The organism is Shewanella sp. FJAT-52076 (assembly GCF_019457455.1).
GTDB lineage: Bacteria > Pseudomonadota > Gammaproteobacteria > Enterobacterales > Shewanellaceae > Shewanella > Shewanella zhangzhouensis.
In genome coordinates this window covers 1,710,923-1,727,256 of record NZ_CP080415.1, presented here as the reverse complement: position 1 = coordinate 1,727,256, position 16,334 = coordinate 1,710,923, and the positions used below count along the sequence as shown (strand labels likewise).

At 54.7% G+C, this 16,334-nt stretch carries 18 protein-coding genes and 1 riboswitch; of the genes, 5 read left to right on the top strand and 13 right to left on the bottom strand.

From position 1 onward, the window contains the following. Positions 1-19: 19 nt before the first annotated feature. The 3 genes from K0H79_RS07485 to K0H79_RS07475 all read right to left on the bottom strand — a co-directional run bounded on the left by K0H79_RS07485 (position 20) and on the right by K0H79_RS07475 (position 1,731). Positions 20-400, bottom strand: coding sequence for a hypothetical protein (locus K0H79_RS07485; protein ID WP_220077835.1), 381 nt, complete (start codon positions 398-400; stop codon positions 20-22). Between the two features lie 204 nt (positions 401-604). Further along, positions 605-1,021: a hypothetical protein gene (locus K0H79_RS07480; RefSeq protein ID WP_220077834.1), complete on the bottom strand. Its 417-nt coding sequence runs from the start codon at positions 1,019-1,021 to the stop codon at positions 605-607. Positions 1,022-1,131: 110 nt separating this feature from the next. After that, complete coding sequence (locus tag K0H79_RS07475; protein ID WP_220077833.1) at positions 1,132-1,731, bottom strand: GNAT family N-acetyltransferase; 600 nt, start codon at positions 1,729-1,731, stop codon at positions 1,132-1,134. 271 nt (positions 1,732-2,002) lie between these two features. Here K0H79_RS07475 and K0H79_RS07470 point away from each other — a divergent pair, with 271 nt between their 5' ends. From K0H79_RS07470 to K0H79_RS07460, 3 genes are read left to right on the top strand one after another with little or no spacing between them, the layout of a single operon-like run. Beyond that, complete coding sequence (locus K0H79_RS07470; RefSeq protein ID WP_220077832.1) at positions 2,003-3,175, top strand: amidohydrolase family protein; 1,173 nt, start codon at positions 2,003-2,005, stop codon at positions 3,173-3,175. A 9-nt stretch (positions 3,176-3,184) separates the two neighbouring features. Then, positions 3,185-4,492 (top strand): OprD family outer membrane porin, encoded by a 1,308-nt coding sequence (locus K0H79_RS07465; RefSeq protein WP_220077831.1) that lies wholly within the window; start codon positions 3,185-3,187, stop codon positions 4,490-4,492. Positions 4,493-4,517: 25 nt separating this feature from the next. Further along, the gene (locus K0H79_RS07460; RefSeq protein ID WP_220077830.1) at positions 4,518-6,017 is read left to right on the top strand and encodes an OprO/OprP family phosphate-selective porin; all 1,500 of its coding nucleotides are present in this window, start codon (positions 4,518-4,520) and stop codon (positions 6,015-6,017) included. A 77-nt stretch (positions 6,018-6,094) separates the two neighbouring features. On the opposite strand, the gene K0H79_RS07455 is transcribed toward K0H79_RS07460, so the two are convergent. After that, complete coding sequence (locus K0H79_RS07455) at positions 6,095-6,718, bottom strand: 2OG-Fe(II) oxygenase (protein WP_220078115.1); 624 nt, start codon at positions 6,716-6,718, stop codon at positions 6,095-6,097. 186 nt (positions 6,719-6,904) lie between these two features. After that, positions 6,905-7,414, bottom strand: coding sequence for a GNAT family N-acetyltransferase (locus tag K0H79_RS07450; RefSeq protein WP_258405491.1), 510 nt, complete (start codon positions 7,412-7,414; stop codon positions 6,905-6,907). Between the two features lie 95 nt (positions 7,415-7,509). Here K0H79_RS07450 and K0H79_RS07445 point away from each other — a divergent pair, with 95 nt between their 5' ends. Together K0H79_RS07445 and K0H79_RS07440 are read left to right on the top strand one after the other, a co-directional pair. After that, positions 7,510-8,121: a chemotaxis protein gene (locus K0H79_RS07445; protein WP_220077829.1), complete on the top strand. Its 612-nt coding sequence runs from the start codon at positions 7,510-7,512 to the stop codon at positions 8,119-8,121. A 16-nt stretch (positions 8,122-8,137) separates the two neighbouring features. Then, positions 8,138-8,872, top strand: a complete 735-nt coding sequence (locus K0H79_RS07440) for an MBL fold metallo-hydrolase (RefSeq protein ID WP_220077828.1) — start codon at positions 8,138-8,140, stop codon at positions 8,870-8,872. Positions 8,873-8,916: 44 nt separating this feature from the next. On the opposite strand, the gene K0H79_RS07435 is transcribed toward K0H79_RS07440, so the two are convergent. From K0H79_RS07435 to K0H79_RS07400, 8 genes are all read right to left on the bottom strand, one after another. Next, positions 8,917-9,465, bottom strand: coding sequence for an NAD(P)H nitroreductase (locus tag K0H79_RS07435; RefSeq protein WP_220077827.1), 549 nt, complete (start codon positions 9,463-9,465; stop codon positions 8,917-8,919). A 115-nt stretch (positions 9,466-9,580) separates the two neighbouring features. After that, positions 9,581-10,177 (bottom strand): DoxX family protein, encoded by a 597-nt coding sequence (locus K0H79_RS07430; protein ID WP_220077826.1) that lies wholly within the window; start codon positions 10,175-10,177, stop codon positions 9,581-9,583. 140 nt (positions 10,178-10,317) lie between these two features. Further along, positions 10,318-11,166 (bottom strand): DUF6279 family lipoprotein, encoded by an 849-nt coding sequence (locus K0H79_RS07425; RefSeq protein WP_220077825.1) that lies wholly within the window; start codon positions 11,164-11,166, stop codon positions 10,318-10,320. A 63-nt stretch (positions 11,167-11,229) separates the two neighbouring features. Further along, a complete protein-coding gene (locus K0H79_RS07420) occupies positions 11,230-12,228 on the bottom strand; it encodes a phosphotransferase (RefSeq protein WP_220077824.1) in 999 nt (332 codons plus the stop codon). A gap of 38 nt (positions 12,229-12,266) precedes the next feature. Beyond that, a complete protein-coding gene (pnuC, locus tag K0H79_RS07415) occupies positions 12,267-12,914 on the bottom strand; it encodes a nicotinamide riboside transporter PnuC (RefSeq protein WP_220077823.1) in 648 nt (215 codons plus the stop codon). A 3-nt stretch (positions 12,915-12,917) separates the two neighbouring features. Then, complete coding sequence (locus K0H79_RS07410; protein WP_220067443.1) at positions 12,918-13,178, bottom strand: hypothetical protein; 261 nt, start codon at positions 13,176-13,178, stop codon at positions 12,918-12,920. Positions 13,179-13,242: 64 nt separating this feature from the next. Continuing rightward, entirely contained in the window at positions 13,243-15,435 is a 2,193-nt protein-coding gene (locus tag K0H79_RS07405; RefSeq protein WP_220077822.1) for a TonB-dependent receptor, read from the bottom strand. 53 nt (positions 15,436-15,488) lie between these two features. Next, a riboswitch (TPP riboswitch) is annotated at positions 15,489-15,594 on the bottom strand. Between the two features lie 200 nt (positions 15,595-15,794). Then, the gene (locus K0H79_RS07400) at positions 15,795-16,190 is read right to left on the bottom strand and encodes a YcfL family protein (protein ID WP_258405490.1); all 396 of its coding nucleotides are present in this window, start codon (positions 16,188-16,190) and stop codon (positions 15,795-15,797) included. Positions 16,191-16,334: the final 144 nt, after the last annotated feature.

Below are 16,334 nucleotides of genomic sequence, written 5' to 3'. Positions count from 1 at the left end.
AATAGAGATTTACGTTTCATTACAAAGAGATTGAATCGAAGAGGCCGCAGGCTAGCAAACTGGCAAGGCAAAGCCCAGCGCTACCCAGCCACAGCCAACGACTCCCCATGGATTGGGGTAACTCCTCCAGCCAGGCGAGTCCGGCCAGCCACACCGCTTGCACACCGTAAAAGAGGGCAAACACGCAGCAGAGCACCATCGCCTGAGTTGGTGAAAAAAGATTCAGCGAGGCGCCAAACAGCATGAGATTCACGCAGGTCAGCAGCAGGACAAGGGCACTGGCGAGCCCCGAGTGTAACGAGCCCTGAGGCAAGGCGTGAGACTCCCGCCTGACACAGCGCCACAGCCAGATAACATAGCCCATGGCAAGCACTACCACCCCAAGTAATCCCATGTTCATCCCTAACCTCCATTAACCTGAGTCCAATAACCTTAGCTTCACTGTGATATCAGCTGAATACCTTATGCACGCCGTTTCAGGCTGGGACAATCACACCAAGGGCATTTTCCGGTCTTAAAGGTATAGACAGTCCCGGCGCGTTAAGGCTTTCGCTTAGCCATAAAAAAACGCCCTTACGGGCGTTTTGGAAAATGGATGATGGCCTTACATGGTCGCCATTTGCCAGTATTCAAGCCTGGCGTTGGGGTTTGCCAGCAAGGTCTTGCAACTTTCCTTGTACTTGGCCATCAGGTTACCAAGACTGGATGAACCCGCCATGGAGGCTATCTGCCGGTCGCGGGTATCTTTGAGCGCCGCATCCAGATCGCCTTCACCGTAGTATTTGCCTGCCAGAGCCAAACTTTCATCGGCAGAGGCCTTAAGACGCTCACCCACCGCCTTCATTTGCGGCGCATTCATGGCGGCAATGGCCTCTGAGCTGATTTGATAATAGGCCGCACATTCCAGCAGTTCACCTGCCAGGGCTTTTTCGGCTTCGCCTGCCAGCGCTGGCACACTGATGGCCGCAGTCAGGCCCAGGGAGACTAAAAGATGGGAGAATGTAACGCGCATTGAAGCCATAACTGTGATTTCCTTCAAGGTTTTTGGCAAAACTACACGAAGCGGTGGACGACAATCAAGTATTGATTGCCGTAAGACTTTGCCTGAGACCGCCTTTTGCCAGCGCTTTATCACGCACTGGCATGACGTGCCAGACGGAAGCGCAAGTGTGTGCGGGCCGCTGGCCACTCAGTGTTCAAAAGCGAAAACACCACTGTGTCTCTCAAAGTGCCGTCTTTCATAATTTGGTGATTTCTCAGCACACCATCCTGTCTTGCTCCCAAACGGGCAATGGCCTCGCGGGACGCCTGATTATGCCAGTGGGTTCGAAACTCCACGGCAATGCAATCGAGTTCATTAAAGCAGTAGTCGAGCAGCAGCAACTTGGTCTCTGTATTGATGCCACTGCGCTGCATACTCCTGCCATACCAGGTGTAGCCAATCTCAGCCCGTCTGTGCTCAAGCACCCGATTGCAAATGCGGGTACAGCCCACCACTTCACCGCTGTGACGCGCCCTGACGGCAAAGGGAATGGCACTGCCCTGCGCTTGCTGCGCCAACGCTTTTTCGACATAGGCCTTTACGCCATCGGGCTCAGGCACACTGGTGTACCACAGCTCCCACAGTTTGCCGTCAGTCACGGCCAGTTGCAGCGCCGGAACATGATTCAGACTGAGGGGTTCGAGAACAACGAGTTCTCCAGACAATTGTGGCACAGTGAGGTTCAACATCAGACTTCCCGGGAGTGTGAATGGCTTCCCCTGTTTTATCAGAAAAAATCGATAAAACCATAGCGACAGCGAAAGAAATACCCCTTACCTATCATACTTTATACCCTTGTAAATCATCCTTTCGCACGAGTCCAAAGCAGCAAAAAGCCGCCTACTCTTTTTTGAGTACCTCAAACCAGCCAAGCGACTGAATCGAGGCAAATTTCCATCAGCACTCGTTCAGCCACGCGGTTTTATTCCATTGACCGGAATGTAACGACAAGGATCCGCCATGAACGCACCTCGCATCACCCGTGTAGCCCAAGCACTTAGTCCACTTTTTGTCGCCTTGCCCACCCTGGCACTCTTATCGGCCTGCGCCGCGTCGGCGCCCGAGGCAGAAAGTGCCGCGCCTGCAGAAAAGGCCATGGTCGCCAGCACGCGCACCCTGGCGTCTTTCAAGCTCCCCCCCGAGGAGCAGGCTTGTTACGATCGCGAGAAAGAGCCCTATACCTCGGTGGTGGATGCCCACTTTCACCCAAGGCCCTTTGGCGGCGCGGCCATCCCACCCGAGGAGCTGTTCGGTCTCTTTGATAAAACCAGCGTGCGTTTTGTGAACTATTTCGGTATTGGCCAGGTGCTTGACCTCAAGTCAGGCTGTACCTACTACCTCGACTGTCAGGGCGTACCCGCCTCGCCCAGTATCAAGAATGACTTTGTCAACGGTATGGAAGTGGTGGCGTATCCCCACGACAATCTGCATATCACGCTGTCGATGACCTTTATGGATCTTGCCCATCCGGAGAATATTGTCCAAATCATCGAGCTGTATGACAAAGAATACCCCGGCATGTTCAGCTGGAGCGGTGAGCTTAACGTGATGAAACAGGCTCTGGTCGGCAACCTCCATGAACCTGCCACCTTCGAGAGCATCGATGGCTGGGCACCATTTATGGCGGTACTGCGTGAGCGCAATATTCCGGTGACCCTGCACTCGGATCTCGGAAAGGATGAAGACCCCACCAAGTATCTGCCCCTGATGGAATACCTGCTGGATAAGTATCCCGACAATAAAATTGTCTGGGCCCACATGGGACTGTCGAAAGAACTCACCACCATTCCGCCCAACCTGCACGTGTCCATCATGAAGGACTTGCTGGATAAGTATCCCAACCTGATGCTGGATATCTCCTGGGACGTGCTCTACAACGCGTACCACCAGTGGGGGCCGATATTTATCGACTTCTTCAACGCCTACCCCACCCGCATCTTGCCGGGCTCTGACTTTGTGGCCGCCAATACCAAGGCCAGAGACCAATACGCCAAGGAGCTTGATGTCACCGGCAGAGCCCATAAGTTCATGGATGACAAAGCGTTTCGTCATATTGCCCTGGGGGAAAACTACTTCCGCCTGATGAACCTCGATTACCACGCCCCTCAAGTCTGCAAGAAGACCGGCAACTAAGGACGGACTATGGCCACGAAATCATTATGGCTCGTGGCCTGTGTGCTGACCCCGGCGGTGACTGTGCCTGTCACTGCCCTGGCTCAGCAGCAGGTATCAGACGAGCGCGATCATGAACCGAATCAGCAAAGTGATGTAAACCCCATAGAAACCCCGGACACGGATAAGGCCGCCTTTTGGGAGGACACCAGCCTTATTCTCAAACCCCGAACCTATTATCTCGACAGAGACAGGGATACCAAGGCTGACAGCGTTGGCTGGGCATTGGGGGGGGCACTGGAGTACAAATCAGGCTGGCTGGGAGACTGGCTCAGAGTCAATGCCACCCTGTACACCTCACAAAAGCTCTATGGGCCGGACGACAAGGACGGCACGGGTCTTTTCAAGCCGGGGCAGGAGAGTTTTACCGTGCTCGGCGAAGCCAACCTGACGGTGCGCTTTGCCGAAAATCACGGTATGCGCATAGGCCGTCAGCGCTTCGAACTGCCCTATCTTGGCAGCCACGATATCCGCATGGTGCCCAACACCTTTGAGGGCATTGCCATCGGCAACACCTCCAAAACTGGCTTTGGCTACATGGCAGGCTACGTGGACAAGATAAAGGGCAAAAGCGACGATGATTTTATCTCCATGTCGGAGGCCGCGGGCGCAGAGGGCAGCGATGAGGGCACAGGTTTCGCCGGTGCCAGATACATAGCAGCGGGTGGCACGACTGTGGGCGCCATATATCAGCGCACCTTCGACACCTTCGACACCTTCTTTGCCAAGGTCGAACACCCCTTCGAAATCGTCAAGGGCAGTACCATCAGTGCCAACCTGCAGTACACAGCCCAGCAGAGCAGCGGTGATGAACTCATTGGCGACTTTGACACCCAGATGTTGGCCGCCAAGGTCGAGCTGAAGCATGGGCCATTCAGCTGGCGCTTTGGCGCCAGCACCACAGATGAAGACCATGGCATCATCAAGCCCTTTGGCAACCCGGCCAACTACCTGTCAGTGATTGTGGATGACTTTGACCGGGCCGGTGAAGATGCCTATATGTTGGGTTTTTCGCTGGATTTGGGCCGGGTGGGCCCGGGGGACATGAGCCTTTTCACCAATATCGTTCATGGCGATACCCCTGAGACGGGCCCGGCCGCCAGCGCCGATGAAACCGAATACGACCTGACTCTGGATTGGCGACTCAAAGAGAGTTGGAGTGACCGCATTTGGCTGAGGATGCGTGCAGCCTATGTGGATCAGGACAACGACTTTGCCGGCGCTGACGATTTCCTCGATTTCAGAATCATCGTCAATTACGACTTCAACCTACTGTGATCCCACGAACGACAAGGAAAGCCCCATGAAACCATCCTTAACAGGCATCCTGGTGACCGCAGCGCTGCTGGCCCCCGGGATGTCATTGGCGGAAATCAGCGACAAGCGCGCCGAGGAGATAGCTAAAGAGCTGGCAGCCCTCAAGGCCATGAAAGCGGAGCTCGATGCCCAAAGCCGCGAGTTTGAACGCCGTATCACATCACTTGAGTCTGAAGTGACTGAAGCCTCGCCGGAGTCGGCGGCCATCCTGAGTGCCCAGGCCAAGGGTGTTGACAATCAGACTCCGGAAAAACGCCCGCCGCCAAAACCCCGGGTAGAGCCCAAACGGGAAAGTGGTATTTTTGAGCCCGGCAAGGGCTTTGTTCTCGCCCGTGATGAGTGGGGCGAACTGGATATCAGCGCCTTTACCTATGCCCGCTATCTCAATCAAAAGGGGCTGGATGAAAGCTACACAGACAGCTTTGGCCGTACCAGCAATCTGGATATCCGCAACGATCTGCAGTTTCAGAAAATCACCCTGAACTTTAAAGGCTGGTTGTTTGACCCCAGATTCCGCTACCTGCTGTATGCCTGGACCTCGAACACCAGTCAGGGCGACCCGGCGCAGGTGGTGCTCGGCGGCAATATGGGTTTCCAATTTGATGAAGCCTTTAATCTCTACGCCGGTATCGGTGCCTTACCATCCACCCGCTCCACCAACTACACCTTCCCCAATTGGCTCAAGAATGACCATCGCACCATAGCCGATGAGTTTTTCCGCGGCTCTTACACCACGGGGATCTGGGCCAACGGTAAACTGGCCGAAGGGCTTGAATACCGCGCCATGATAGGGAACAACTTAAGCCAGCTCGGGGTGAATGCTGCCCAGCTCGACGGCGAGTTCAATACGATGTCCGGCGCGCTCTGGTGGATGCCCACTACTGGTGAATATGGCCCGGGCCAGGGCCTCGGTGATTATGAATACCATGACGAATTTGCCACCCTCTTTGGGGTTCACTTCACCCACAGCCGCGAAGATGCCCAGGGCCAGCCCGGTACCGAAGGCTTTGAAAACAGTCAGTTGAGATTGTCAGATGGGACACTTATTTTCAGAACCGATCCCTTTATGACGGGTGGAGACATCCGTAAAGCGACCTATCAGATGGCGGCGGTGAACGGGGGCTTCAAGTACAAGGGATGGTCGCTGGAAGCCGAGGTGTACCAGCGCTGGCTGGACGACTTTGTGACCACGGGCCCCATTCCGGTGGACTCGGTGGACGATTCGGGCTTCCAAATCCAGGGCAGTGCCATGGTGATCCCCAATAAGCTGCAAGCCTATGCAGGCTATTCGCAAATATTTGGTGATTATGGCGATCCGTACGATATCACCGTAGGGGTGAATTATTTCCCGCTGGGACGGCGTGAGTTGAGGTTAAACTTCCAGGGGCTGTACCTGAACGATTCACCCGTGGGCTACTCCAGCGTGCCATTCCAGGTGGGCGCCAATGGCTGGGTGTTCTCGAGCGACCTGATATTGGCGTTCTAATGCACTACCATGCAAAAAAAGGATGCCGTTGGCATCCTTTTTTATTGGGGCAAACTCAGCCTCGTGTCAGTCAGCACTTAAAAGCCGTGCTGGCTGCCCGCGACCCTGAACCAGCCCGCGATACTGGCTCTGTCGACTTTTGTGGGCATCACTTCGTGGGGAAAGCGCTCCGACAGGAAAATGACCAAGCGCCCCATCAATGGCGCCAGCTCTTCAATCAGACTGTCGTCTTCTTCGTAGAGCTTGAGCACGCCGCCGTGCTCTGGCTGCCAATCCGGATTCATAAAAAAGACCGTCGTTAAAATACGATTCTGGCTGCCTTTTAAGGCATCGACGTGTTTTTTATAGAAAGCACCGGGACGGTAGAGCGCATAGTGGCTTTCGTAGTCGAACAGCCCCATAAACAGGCGGCGGTTAAGGCCATTTTTAAGCGACTCCATCAGCGACAAATAGCTATTGTCCACCGCGCAATGGGGCTCGAGCCAACGAATGCTGTCGCGGCGAATGTCGGTATTGCGGTGCAGCTCTTGGCCCCTGCCAATACTGGCGGGTTTAAAGGTTTCGTCAGCCTCGGTAAAGACCTTATCCCTTAATCTGGCAACTACCCCGGGTTCGAACAAATCATCGATACAAATATAACCGCGATCGACAAGCGCATCTGCGATGCCATCGAGCACAGACTCACTGAACTCACAAACCATGATTGCAAGACTCAAACAAAAGCCACGCTTTCGCTGTACTCAAGGGTCCGGGCGGGAAAATGGACCATTATTTCGAGGTAGGGCGTCAATACGGCCTTCGCAAATCAGTCGCTGCAAAGGCCCCGGAAAACGCGCAAATTTTAGTGGAGAAACGACTCAGTGACAATCAAAATAGATTGTTATAAATCAGTCAGATAGAAGCTTGTAAAGTCGTACGTCCACCGCAGGTTCGCCAAAAGGGATGTGACCCGAGAACTGCAGACCCAATTTTTCCAACAACCGTTGGGACGGCAGGTTATCTTTCGCAACGATGGCGATCACCTGCGCCAAACCAAAATCCCGCCGCATTGCCATACAGGCTCTGGCAGCTTCGATGGCAAACCCCTGTCCGTAAAACTCGGGTAGCAGCGCATAACCTATGTCCACTGCCGGCAGAGTATCGCGCCGGATAAGGCCGCAGGTACCGATAAAGCGGTCGTCCCCGGCAAGCCCAATGCGCCAAAGCCCAAAACCATGCTCGCGATAACTCTGCAGAGGGCCGTCTTTGAGGTAGCTGTGGGCACTTTCAAGATCCTTGACTCCCCTGTCGCCAATATTGCGAATAAAGTCTGGTGTGGTGAGCAGCGCAAGAATGTCATCGGCATCTGCCAGAGTGAATTCGCGCAACATTAAGCGCTCAGTGAAGATGGGCTCCAAGGTAACTCCTTCAGCAAGGCCGCAGGATTTTTCTTCGCGGCGCAAATTTATTAACCCTGACTATACTTTAGCTGTCATCGGGAAGGAAATTCATCATGCAGAATATTTCTCAGGGACGACGGCCCTATTATGTGACTGCGGCCATGGTCGCCGCAGAGCTGAACCACACACTCGCCAGCTGCAAGGAAATTAATCTCACCGCCAGCAACGCCCAGGCCGCCTCAAGCCGGATTGGCAGTGCCGCCCTCGGATTCAAGGCGTTAACCCACTATATCGATGAGCTGGCCGGTTACACCAAGCGTGCGGCCAACGAAATCAATCAGCTGGCAAAGGAAGCCAGCAAGCTGGCCACCCGCACCGCACGCACCGCCACGGCCCTGCATTATTTTCATGCCGCCCGCGATAAAGCCAGCACAGCCACCTACGCCTACAGCATGGCTGGCGCCATCGAAACCACAGAAGAGCATTACGCCAAACTGGAGAGTGATTTCAATCAGGTGCTCAGCAAGATGCAGGTACAGTTGTTGGATTTAAAACAAAACCTGCGCAGCGCCAACGCCCTCGCCTCCATCTGCCGGGTAGAGGCTTGCCGGGTCGATGGACGATTTCAGACCATCTTCGTGGACGTGGCCAACAAGGTCGATACGGTTGCCGCTCAGATCCGTGAGCGGGTTGACACCGCCATACGCCTGTTCGATTCCCATTGACGTTAAGGATTAACCAATGAAGACACAATTACTGGTCGAGACCCCGACTCACAAGTGGCTGTATTTCGGCAGAGACCCTGAGAAGAACGACAAAATCATCGACACCAACCAATATCTGGTTCAAAGCGGTAATCAGTCGCTGTTAATGGACCCAGGCGGCATTGAACTCTTTGCCCCCATGCTGGCCAGTCTGGTTCGCCACATCCCCCTTGAACAGCTGACCTATCTTTTTGCCTCCCACCAGGATCCGGATATCATCTCATCCCTTGGCCTGTGGGATCAGACTCTGCCCAAGGCCAAGCTTTATGCTCCCTGGTTATGGGAGGGATTCATCCGTCATTTCGGTATGAATAACATCAGCTACGAACCCATTAAGGACAAGGGCGGCAAGTTACAGGTGGGCGACGTTGAGCTGCAGTTCATCCCTGCCCATTATCTGCATGCGTCCGGCAATTTTCACGTCTACGACCCGGTAGCTAAAGTATTGATGTCAGGGGATGTGGGCGCGGCCCTTGAGCCCGCCGAGGCCGACATCTTTGTGGATGATTTTGCGAGCCACATCAGCAAGATGGAATATTTCCACCGCCGCTGGATGCCCTCCAATCGCGCCAAGAGTAATTGGGTGGCGCGGATGCGGGATCTGGATATTCAGTACATGTGTCCCCAACACGGGCGTATCTTTAAAGGACCGCAGGTGAAATCCTTTCTGGATTGGTTCGACAGTCTGGATGTGGGTATCGGTCTGGATTAACGCAAAAAGGCCCCTGTGGGGCCTTTTTGATTTACTGCACTCGTTCAGAGGTAGCGAGCGTACTGCATGCCATCTCTGCCGGGCTTCACCGGCGCATCAACGGCGGGCGTCCCCAGGTACAGAAATCCGACTATCTGGTCCATTTCAGTCAAGCCAAGCGCCTGATGCACCGCAGGGTCAAAGGCGAAATCGCCAGTGCGCCAAATACCCCCCAGGCCCAAAGCAAACGCCGCCTGCTGCATGGCCATGGCCGCACAGCCGGCCGCAATTTGCTGCTCCAGCACTGGTACCTTGGGGTGCGTCTGGCACTTGGCCACTATGGTAATGACCATGGGCGCCCGTTTTGGCATAGACGCGGCTTTGGCGATAAAGGCCTCGTCCGCCCCCTGATTTCTGGCGGCGGACTCAAAAATGCCACCCAGTCGGTCCAGACCGTCGCCGGTGGCGATAATGAATTCGAAGGGACTCAGGGCACCATGGTCCGGCACCCGCAGGGCGGCATCGAGTATGGTTTTCAGCTCGGCGTCATTTGGCGCCGGGTCGACCAAACGGGGACAGGATTGACGGGTAAGTAATAAGGTTAAAGCATCCAATGAGTTATCCTCTTATTCATTTATCCTGTGCAGGATAGCAAATCGTCGGGGCAATGAAAGCAGATTTACCCCGCTGCCCTGCCCTTTACAACTGAATCCGGATAACCCGCTGTGCCTAGTCCTTGTGCAGGCCGAAGCGTTTTGCCAGCCACCAATCCAGACTGGTCAACCGGCCGCCCCCCATGGCAAACAGCGCCAGCAACATCACAAAATAGGTGATGGCAAATTCAATACCGTTGTTGAGCACCACAAAATTGCCGCTGCCGGTGAGCCAGTCGTAATTACCGTGCTCCTGCAGCAAACTTTTGGCTTTGGCGAGCCGCTCGGACGACGCAATAACCTGTTCGTTGGCAAGCCAGCTGGAAGGGTCTGCAATGGCAAGCCAACCATTTTGCCAGTGCACCGTGAAGGCGGCCACCAGCATGGTAATCATCAGCGGAATGGAGATAAGTCGGGTAAAGAGTCCCAATATCAGCAGGATGGCACCAAAAAACTCAGTGCCTGCCGCAAGTGCCGTCATCAGCTCAGGAAAGGGCAAGCCAAGACCCCAGTCCGGATTGCCAAACCAGGCAGCAGTGTCGTCAAAGTGGCTGAGTTTGTTATAGCCTGCCTGCATCAGCACGGGGGCCAGATACAACCTCAACGCCAGGGGGGCCACTGCCTCACCAAGATGCCGGGCTTGAAGGTTAAGAGAATGAATAAAGTGCGCCATAGGTCCTCGCCAAAATCAGATGCTGTGTGATTAAGACCTGTGACAACCCATCTTTATTGCAGGAACCTGTTTATTGCTGAAGCCTGTTTAATAAAAAGGCCGCAGAACACCTTATCTGCGGCCAGCCACCTGTTGCCAGTTTAGTCGGGCTCGTTGGCAAGCTCTGCCAGGTCTTTTGTCAGAGCATCGTATTCATGCCAGAGCTTTTTGCTTTGCTTATCGGACAGGTCCCGATAGATGCTCATGACCAAACGACCAAAATTCTCGCTGTTTTCGCGCACCGCCTGCTGATGCTTCTCTGACTTCAGGGTTTGCGGGGCTGTCATCAGGAGTTGCAGCCTGCTGCGCAGCAAAGGGGTATCGGCTCTTTGATTGAGGGCGGTTTCAAACTGTCTGAGCCATTCGTGACGGTATTCAAGCCACATATCCAGAGTCGACAGCCTTGATGTGTTGGATGCATGGATCATGGCTTTTTGCTTGTCCGATAACTTGCCTATCCACTTTTCGGCCCGTTCGGTGAGCCGTTCATCTGAGTCGGCAATCAACTCTTCCTGTGTTTTACCGGCATATTCGGCCACCAGTTTGGCCTCTTCCTTACGAAGCTGTTCGATAATGCCGGATACCTGCTCGTCTGACAGACTCTGCACAATGGGCAAGATGCCTTCAAACACATGTTCAAACAGCCGAAACCAGTGAGACTGGGCATAGTTGACCTCTTCGGCCCAGGCGGCGGGTGTTAAGGTACCGGACTGCATCTGTTGCTTGATGCTTTCCAGCTGAGCCACATAGCGGGGCAGCTCCTCACGGCGATGCCAGTCGATAAACTCGTCCAGCACCGCATCAAATTGCTTCTGCTGGTCGCGGTTTAAATCCACATAGTCATCCAACTCCCATTCGATGGCCCAATCGAGGAAGTAGTAACTCATCTTGGTCGAGCAACCCGCGAGTAACAAAAGCGCCAGACCCATTACTGCCAGAGCACGTTTCATAGATGTCCTTTTCTGTTATGGCTTAGGGAAGGGTAACAAGGGCCAGCGGAAATGGACAAGGCGTCAACTCTTGGCCAATTGTAAGTATCTGTGAAACCAGCAAAGATAGTCATCATCCCCCGACTCCCCTGCCATCAGCAGCGCCCAGATGGCGCCAAAATACCAATGCAGTGCCACCGCATCCACCACCCTCGCAGACATGGAGGACTCCAGCTGTGGATGGGCATAAAGGTAGGCGTTCTTCAGTGCAGTCCGCTCTGGCGCCGACAAATTGTGGCTTGCCAGCACGGCGGCGAGATCCCACAGGGGATGCGAGGCGCAGGCATATTCAAAATCGATGCAAAACAATTTGCCCTGATGACAAAGCAAATTATGGGGCGTGAGATCCCGATGACTGTACTGGTAAGCAAGCCCCATGGCTTCGAGGCGTGCCATGGCAGCCTCAACATTGGCAAATTCTGCAGCCAGTGCCTCATAGGCCATACACCAGCGGGGATCCCGGGCCCATTGCGATTTGCTCGCTTCCAGCGCCAACTCATAATCCTGCCACTGGGTGGCAAAACCTTTTACATTGGTCGGCACCGGCAAGGCCTGCAGTCCCAGCAGCAAGTCGAGCAGCAGCCGGGCCGCGTCTGAAGGGCCTGTGCATTCCACTGCAATTTTAGACGCCAAGGCTGCATTTGGATGGCAAGTATCCGTTTGAGACGCTAAACCGGGGCGAAATTGACTCAGGGGGACTTCCTGATAGCGTTGCTGCCAGCCACCATCGTCCAGCAAGGGAGAGAGATAACAGCGACCATCGGCGCTTTGGGCCATCAAGGTCGGTGCGAGTCCCGCTGTCGCCGCAAGGCGCCAGTTGTCGGCTTCAAAGGCCCGCTGACAAAAGGCGCTGCTCTCATCGCGGTTCACCCGCAGCACATAGGCACCTTCGCGGGCAAAGAGCGCCAGGTTATGGTTACTCAGCCCCCGGGTCAGCGGCTCGAGGCGATACCCATCGGCGAAAAAACCGGTATCGGCGATAAATGCCAGCACCTCGTCGGTAATACCCGGAAGCGATTGCATCCGGGATGCCTCGCTTGGCTTGGTCGCCAGAGGCATTGTCATGACTTAAGCGCCAGCTCGGGGGGGCGCTGCTCTGCCGCCGCCGCACGCCACACGAAGTAACCGGCCACCGCCAGCCCCACGTAGAACACAAACAGCAGGGACGTCATCATCAATCCCTTACTGAGGTAGAGGTAGATGGACACCACATCTATCACCACCCAATAAAGCCAGTTCTCCAACACCTTTTTCGCCACCAGGAAGGTGGTCATCACCGCAAAGCAGGTGGTTGCCGCATCGAGATACGGGAATGAGGCCTCGGTAAAGGTGGCCATCAAATGCCCCACTGCAAGGGATGCGATAGAGGTCAGCGCTATGATGCCCAGATGCTGTTTAAGCGGCCAACGCTGGACTTTGAGTTCATCCTGGCCATCCTGACGCCACAGCCAATAGCCGTAAATGGCCATGCCCATGTAGTACACATTCAGCGCCGACTCCATCAGCAGCGCGACTTCATAAAAGAGCACCGTGTAAATGGCTGTGCTGGCAAAGGCCGCTACCCAGCACCAGCGGCTGCGTTTCATCGCCAGCAGCAAGTAGGCCATGGCCAGTATCACGGCAACCCCTTCCCAGGCCGACAGCACCTGCATTTCACCAAAGGCGCTGTGAAAGGCTCCGCCAAGCCAGCCCCAAAAATCCGCCTGCATGGGTTACTCCGAGTGGGACAGGTCGAGTTCGCCGCCAATAAACTTGCAGACAAACACAGCCTTGCCGAATTTTTCGTGTGCCGCCTGCATTTCGCTGGCCAGCATAGCCATCACCTCGGCATAGTCGCCCTGCACCTGAGTTGCCATGGCGTTGGTGCGACGGACAATTTGCGGGTAACTGTCGAGCCTGCCGATAAACCAGCGGATGGGCTCGAGGTAATTATCATGCAGTGGATACATGCTGATTTCAGCGGTGAGTTTCATCATTAGGTTCCTCATCAAGCTTCGCGGGCGCGCTTACATGCGCGCCCGGATTCAATCATTTCAATTACAGAAAACGCACATCCAGGGTCACGCCAAAGGCGCGGGGATCGCCAAAGCGGATATATTGCTTGTCCGCCCAGCCATTATCCGGCTCATTGCCAAAATAGAATCCCCGGACACCATAATCTTCATCCAGCAGATTGCGTCCCCACACATAGACAGACCAAATATCGCCTTCATAGCCTGCGCGGGCATTGAGCACCGCATAGTCTTTGGAAACTGAGTCGTTGGAGTCTGAATAGTAGAACTTGCTCTTGCCATTGGCATTGAGGTTGGCAAAAAAGCCCGAGTCGGCACGCCAGGTAGTGCCCAGTGACCAGGTCCAGTTGGGTGCATGTGCCAACTCGCGGCCAGAGAGGTCGACCAGGCTGCCATATTTGTCCTGATAGCTGTAGTCACCGTACTCAGCTTTGAGATAGCCCAGGCTGCCGTAGAAGTGCAGGTTATCGGTGGCATACCAGTTCAGGTCAAGCTCGGCCCCGTAATTGGTTGAGCTGCCGGCATTTTCGGTAAAGAGAACGAAACGCTGGGGTTTGGCAGGGTCCTGTTGGGATGCCGATACCTGCTGATCTTGTCTGTCCATAAAGAACAGTGCCAGATTGGTGTCGAAGTTGCCTTCTAGGAAGCTCGACTTAAGACCAATTTCGTAGTTGTAGAGGACTTCGGTATCGAACTCCTTCTTATCGGCAAACTCAGCAGGCAGCGACATGTTAAAGCCGCCCGCCTTGTAACCGCGGGCAATGCGGCCATAGAGATTATGCTGCTCATTCAGCTGCTTGCCGATGGCAATATGGCCTCCCCACATGGTCTCAGATGGGTCAAAGGCATCCCCTGCATCATCGCTGTAATCGGCATCACGACGCTCAAGACGCAGCCCCACGGACAGGTTTATCTCCTGCCCCAGGTCGCTGTCGAGCTGACCGAAGATGGCCAGGTTGGTCGCTTCATAGCTGGAGCGCAGGGCTTCATCTGGCCAACCGTTGTAAAAAGAAGCAAGGTCGTTGTCTTCTTTAAGCTGCATACCATACAGGCCAACGAGCCAGGCAGTGCTGTCACCCCAAATCTTGCCGGCCTCGTTACTGGCCAAACGGAACTCCTGGGACACAGTGCTGCGATCGCCGCGCTTATCCCAGGTGTAATCGTATTCGCATGGCAGGAGCTCGGCATAGTCACCATTACCGTTGACATCGTAATCATCGGTGCACTGGCGTGCGGCCCAATATTCGGGGTTCGCCCAGTCGCCATCGTAACCGTGATGATGGTCAGTTCCGGCAAAACTGGTCAGCGAGGTTAACTCGGCCTTATCAAAGCCATCGTACAGCACCTTCAAGCCCACACCCGTGGTGCGCTGGGCATCTGTGCCCGGCATGTCGGTCAGGGTATCAAAGCCATTGTTATCCAGCGTCCAGGCATCGTAACCATTGTCAAAGTCGGCGTGCATCAGGGTGAAGTCTACCTGGGTATGGTCGTTGGCATACCAGCGCACCTTGGTTCTGAAACTCAGTTCATCACGCTCGTTGGTGTCTGAACGGCCAAGGTACAGGTTGTCACGAAAACCGTCCTGGCGGTGCTGCTCAATGGCAACACGGTACAGCAGTTCCCCAGAATCCATCATGGGGCCGGAGCTGAAACCGGCAAAGGTTCTGAGCTTGTCATTGCCGAGGCTCAGCTGGGCGCCGTGTTCAAACTGCTCTGTGGGGTCGTTGCTCTTAAGGTAAATCAGCCCAGCCAGCGCATTGGCGCCATAGCGGGTACCCTGAGGACCACGAAGTACTTCGACCTGCTGCAGATCGTACATGCTGGACACCATGCCCAGGCCTGACAGATCGATATCGTCAATCAAATAGCCAACGGATGAGTTGGGCGCGCCCTTGTAGTCTTCCTGCTCGCCTACACCGCGGATCTGAAAATAACGGGGCCTGGAGGTGCCACCGGACCAGTTGAAATTGGCCACCGAACCCAAAATATCTTCAAAGTGCTGAGCCCCTTCATCTTCTATCTTCTGAGCATCAATCACGGTCACGCTGGAGGGAATTTTTTCAACCGAGAGTCCCCGAAAATCGGCCGTCACCAGCATCACTTCCATGGGATTTTCTTCAGCGGTAGCCTTGCTGTCGGCGGCAAAGGCCATCGACGAACATACGGCCAAAGACACGGGTGCCAGGGCAAACAGGGGAATACGGGATTTAGTAAACATTTGGACCTCAACAAAATTTGTATGAGATCCGGCAAGCTCGGAGTGGCAATCAATTTGCAGTATCAGCCCATTCCTACGCCGGTATCAGCCGGATCAGGTTCTAAGGGTTTGTCCGAAGACATCTCAGTCTGCTTACAGCAGACACCCCTTGGCGCGGCCAATTATACGCCCATATTCCACCGGGATGATACTTTTGTTGCAAACCTCGGGTGGAAATTTTCACTCCCGTGACAGCAGCTCTGGGTAAGTCACCGATGTGAGAAACAGCACACAAAGGTAAAGTACACACGATAAGCCCGCAGCAACAAAAACACCGGCAATGCCGGTGTTTAATCATGACCATCGAGCGCCAGCGCAGCTTAGTTGGAAAATGCCTTGCGCACGTAGACCTCATAACGGCTGGCGGATGGATTGGGCGCCGCCGAGCTGACTTGCATCTGCTGCATGCCGTGGAGCTTAAGCGACTGCCAGCTCTGCCCTTCTCCGTCAATCACCAGTCCCTGGGTATCGTACCAGGTAAAGCGATACTGCAACCTGAGATCGGTAGCCACCCGGCTCTGAATGAGCGCATGGGCCGTGAGCAAGTCTCCGCTGCTGCTCATTTTAAGTTCCCCCACAGACACCTCTCGACCAAAGGTGCTGTTATCTACCCGGGTCTCCCCCGACGACGACGCCGAAATCCCTGCCGTATGTTTGGCGCAGCCACCAGCAAGCACCACAAGGGCCACCAATAAAACCAGCTGTGCAATCTTCATAAAACCTCCTGTTCTGCCAACCATGCGCAGCGCCTGTGCCGTCAGGCTTCAGACCAAATTAAGCATAAAAAACCTGTGTCATCCACGTCAGTGGATCTGCGTCAGTGTAGTTGCACTTTGCTGAATACCGGCTGATTAAAGTGA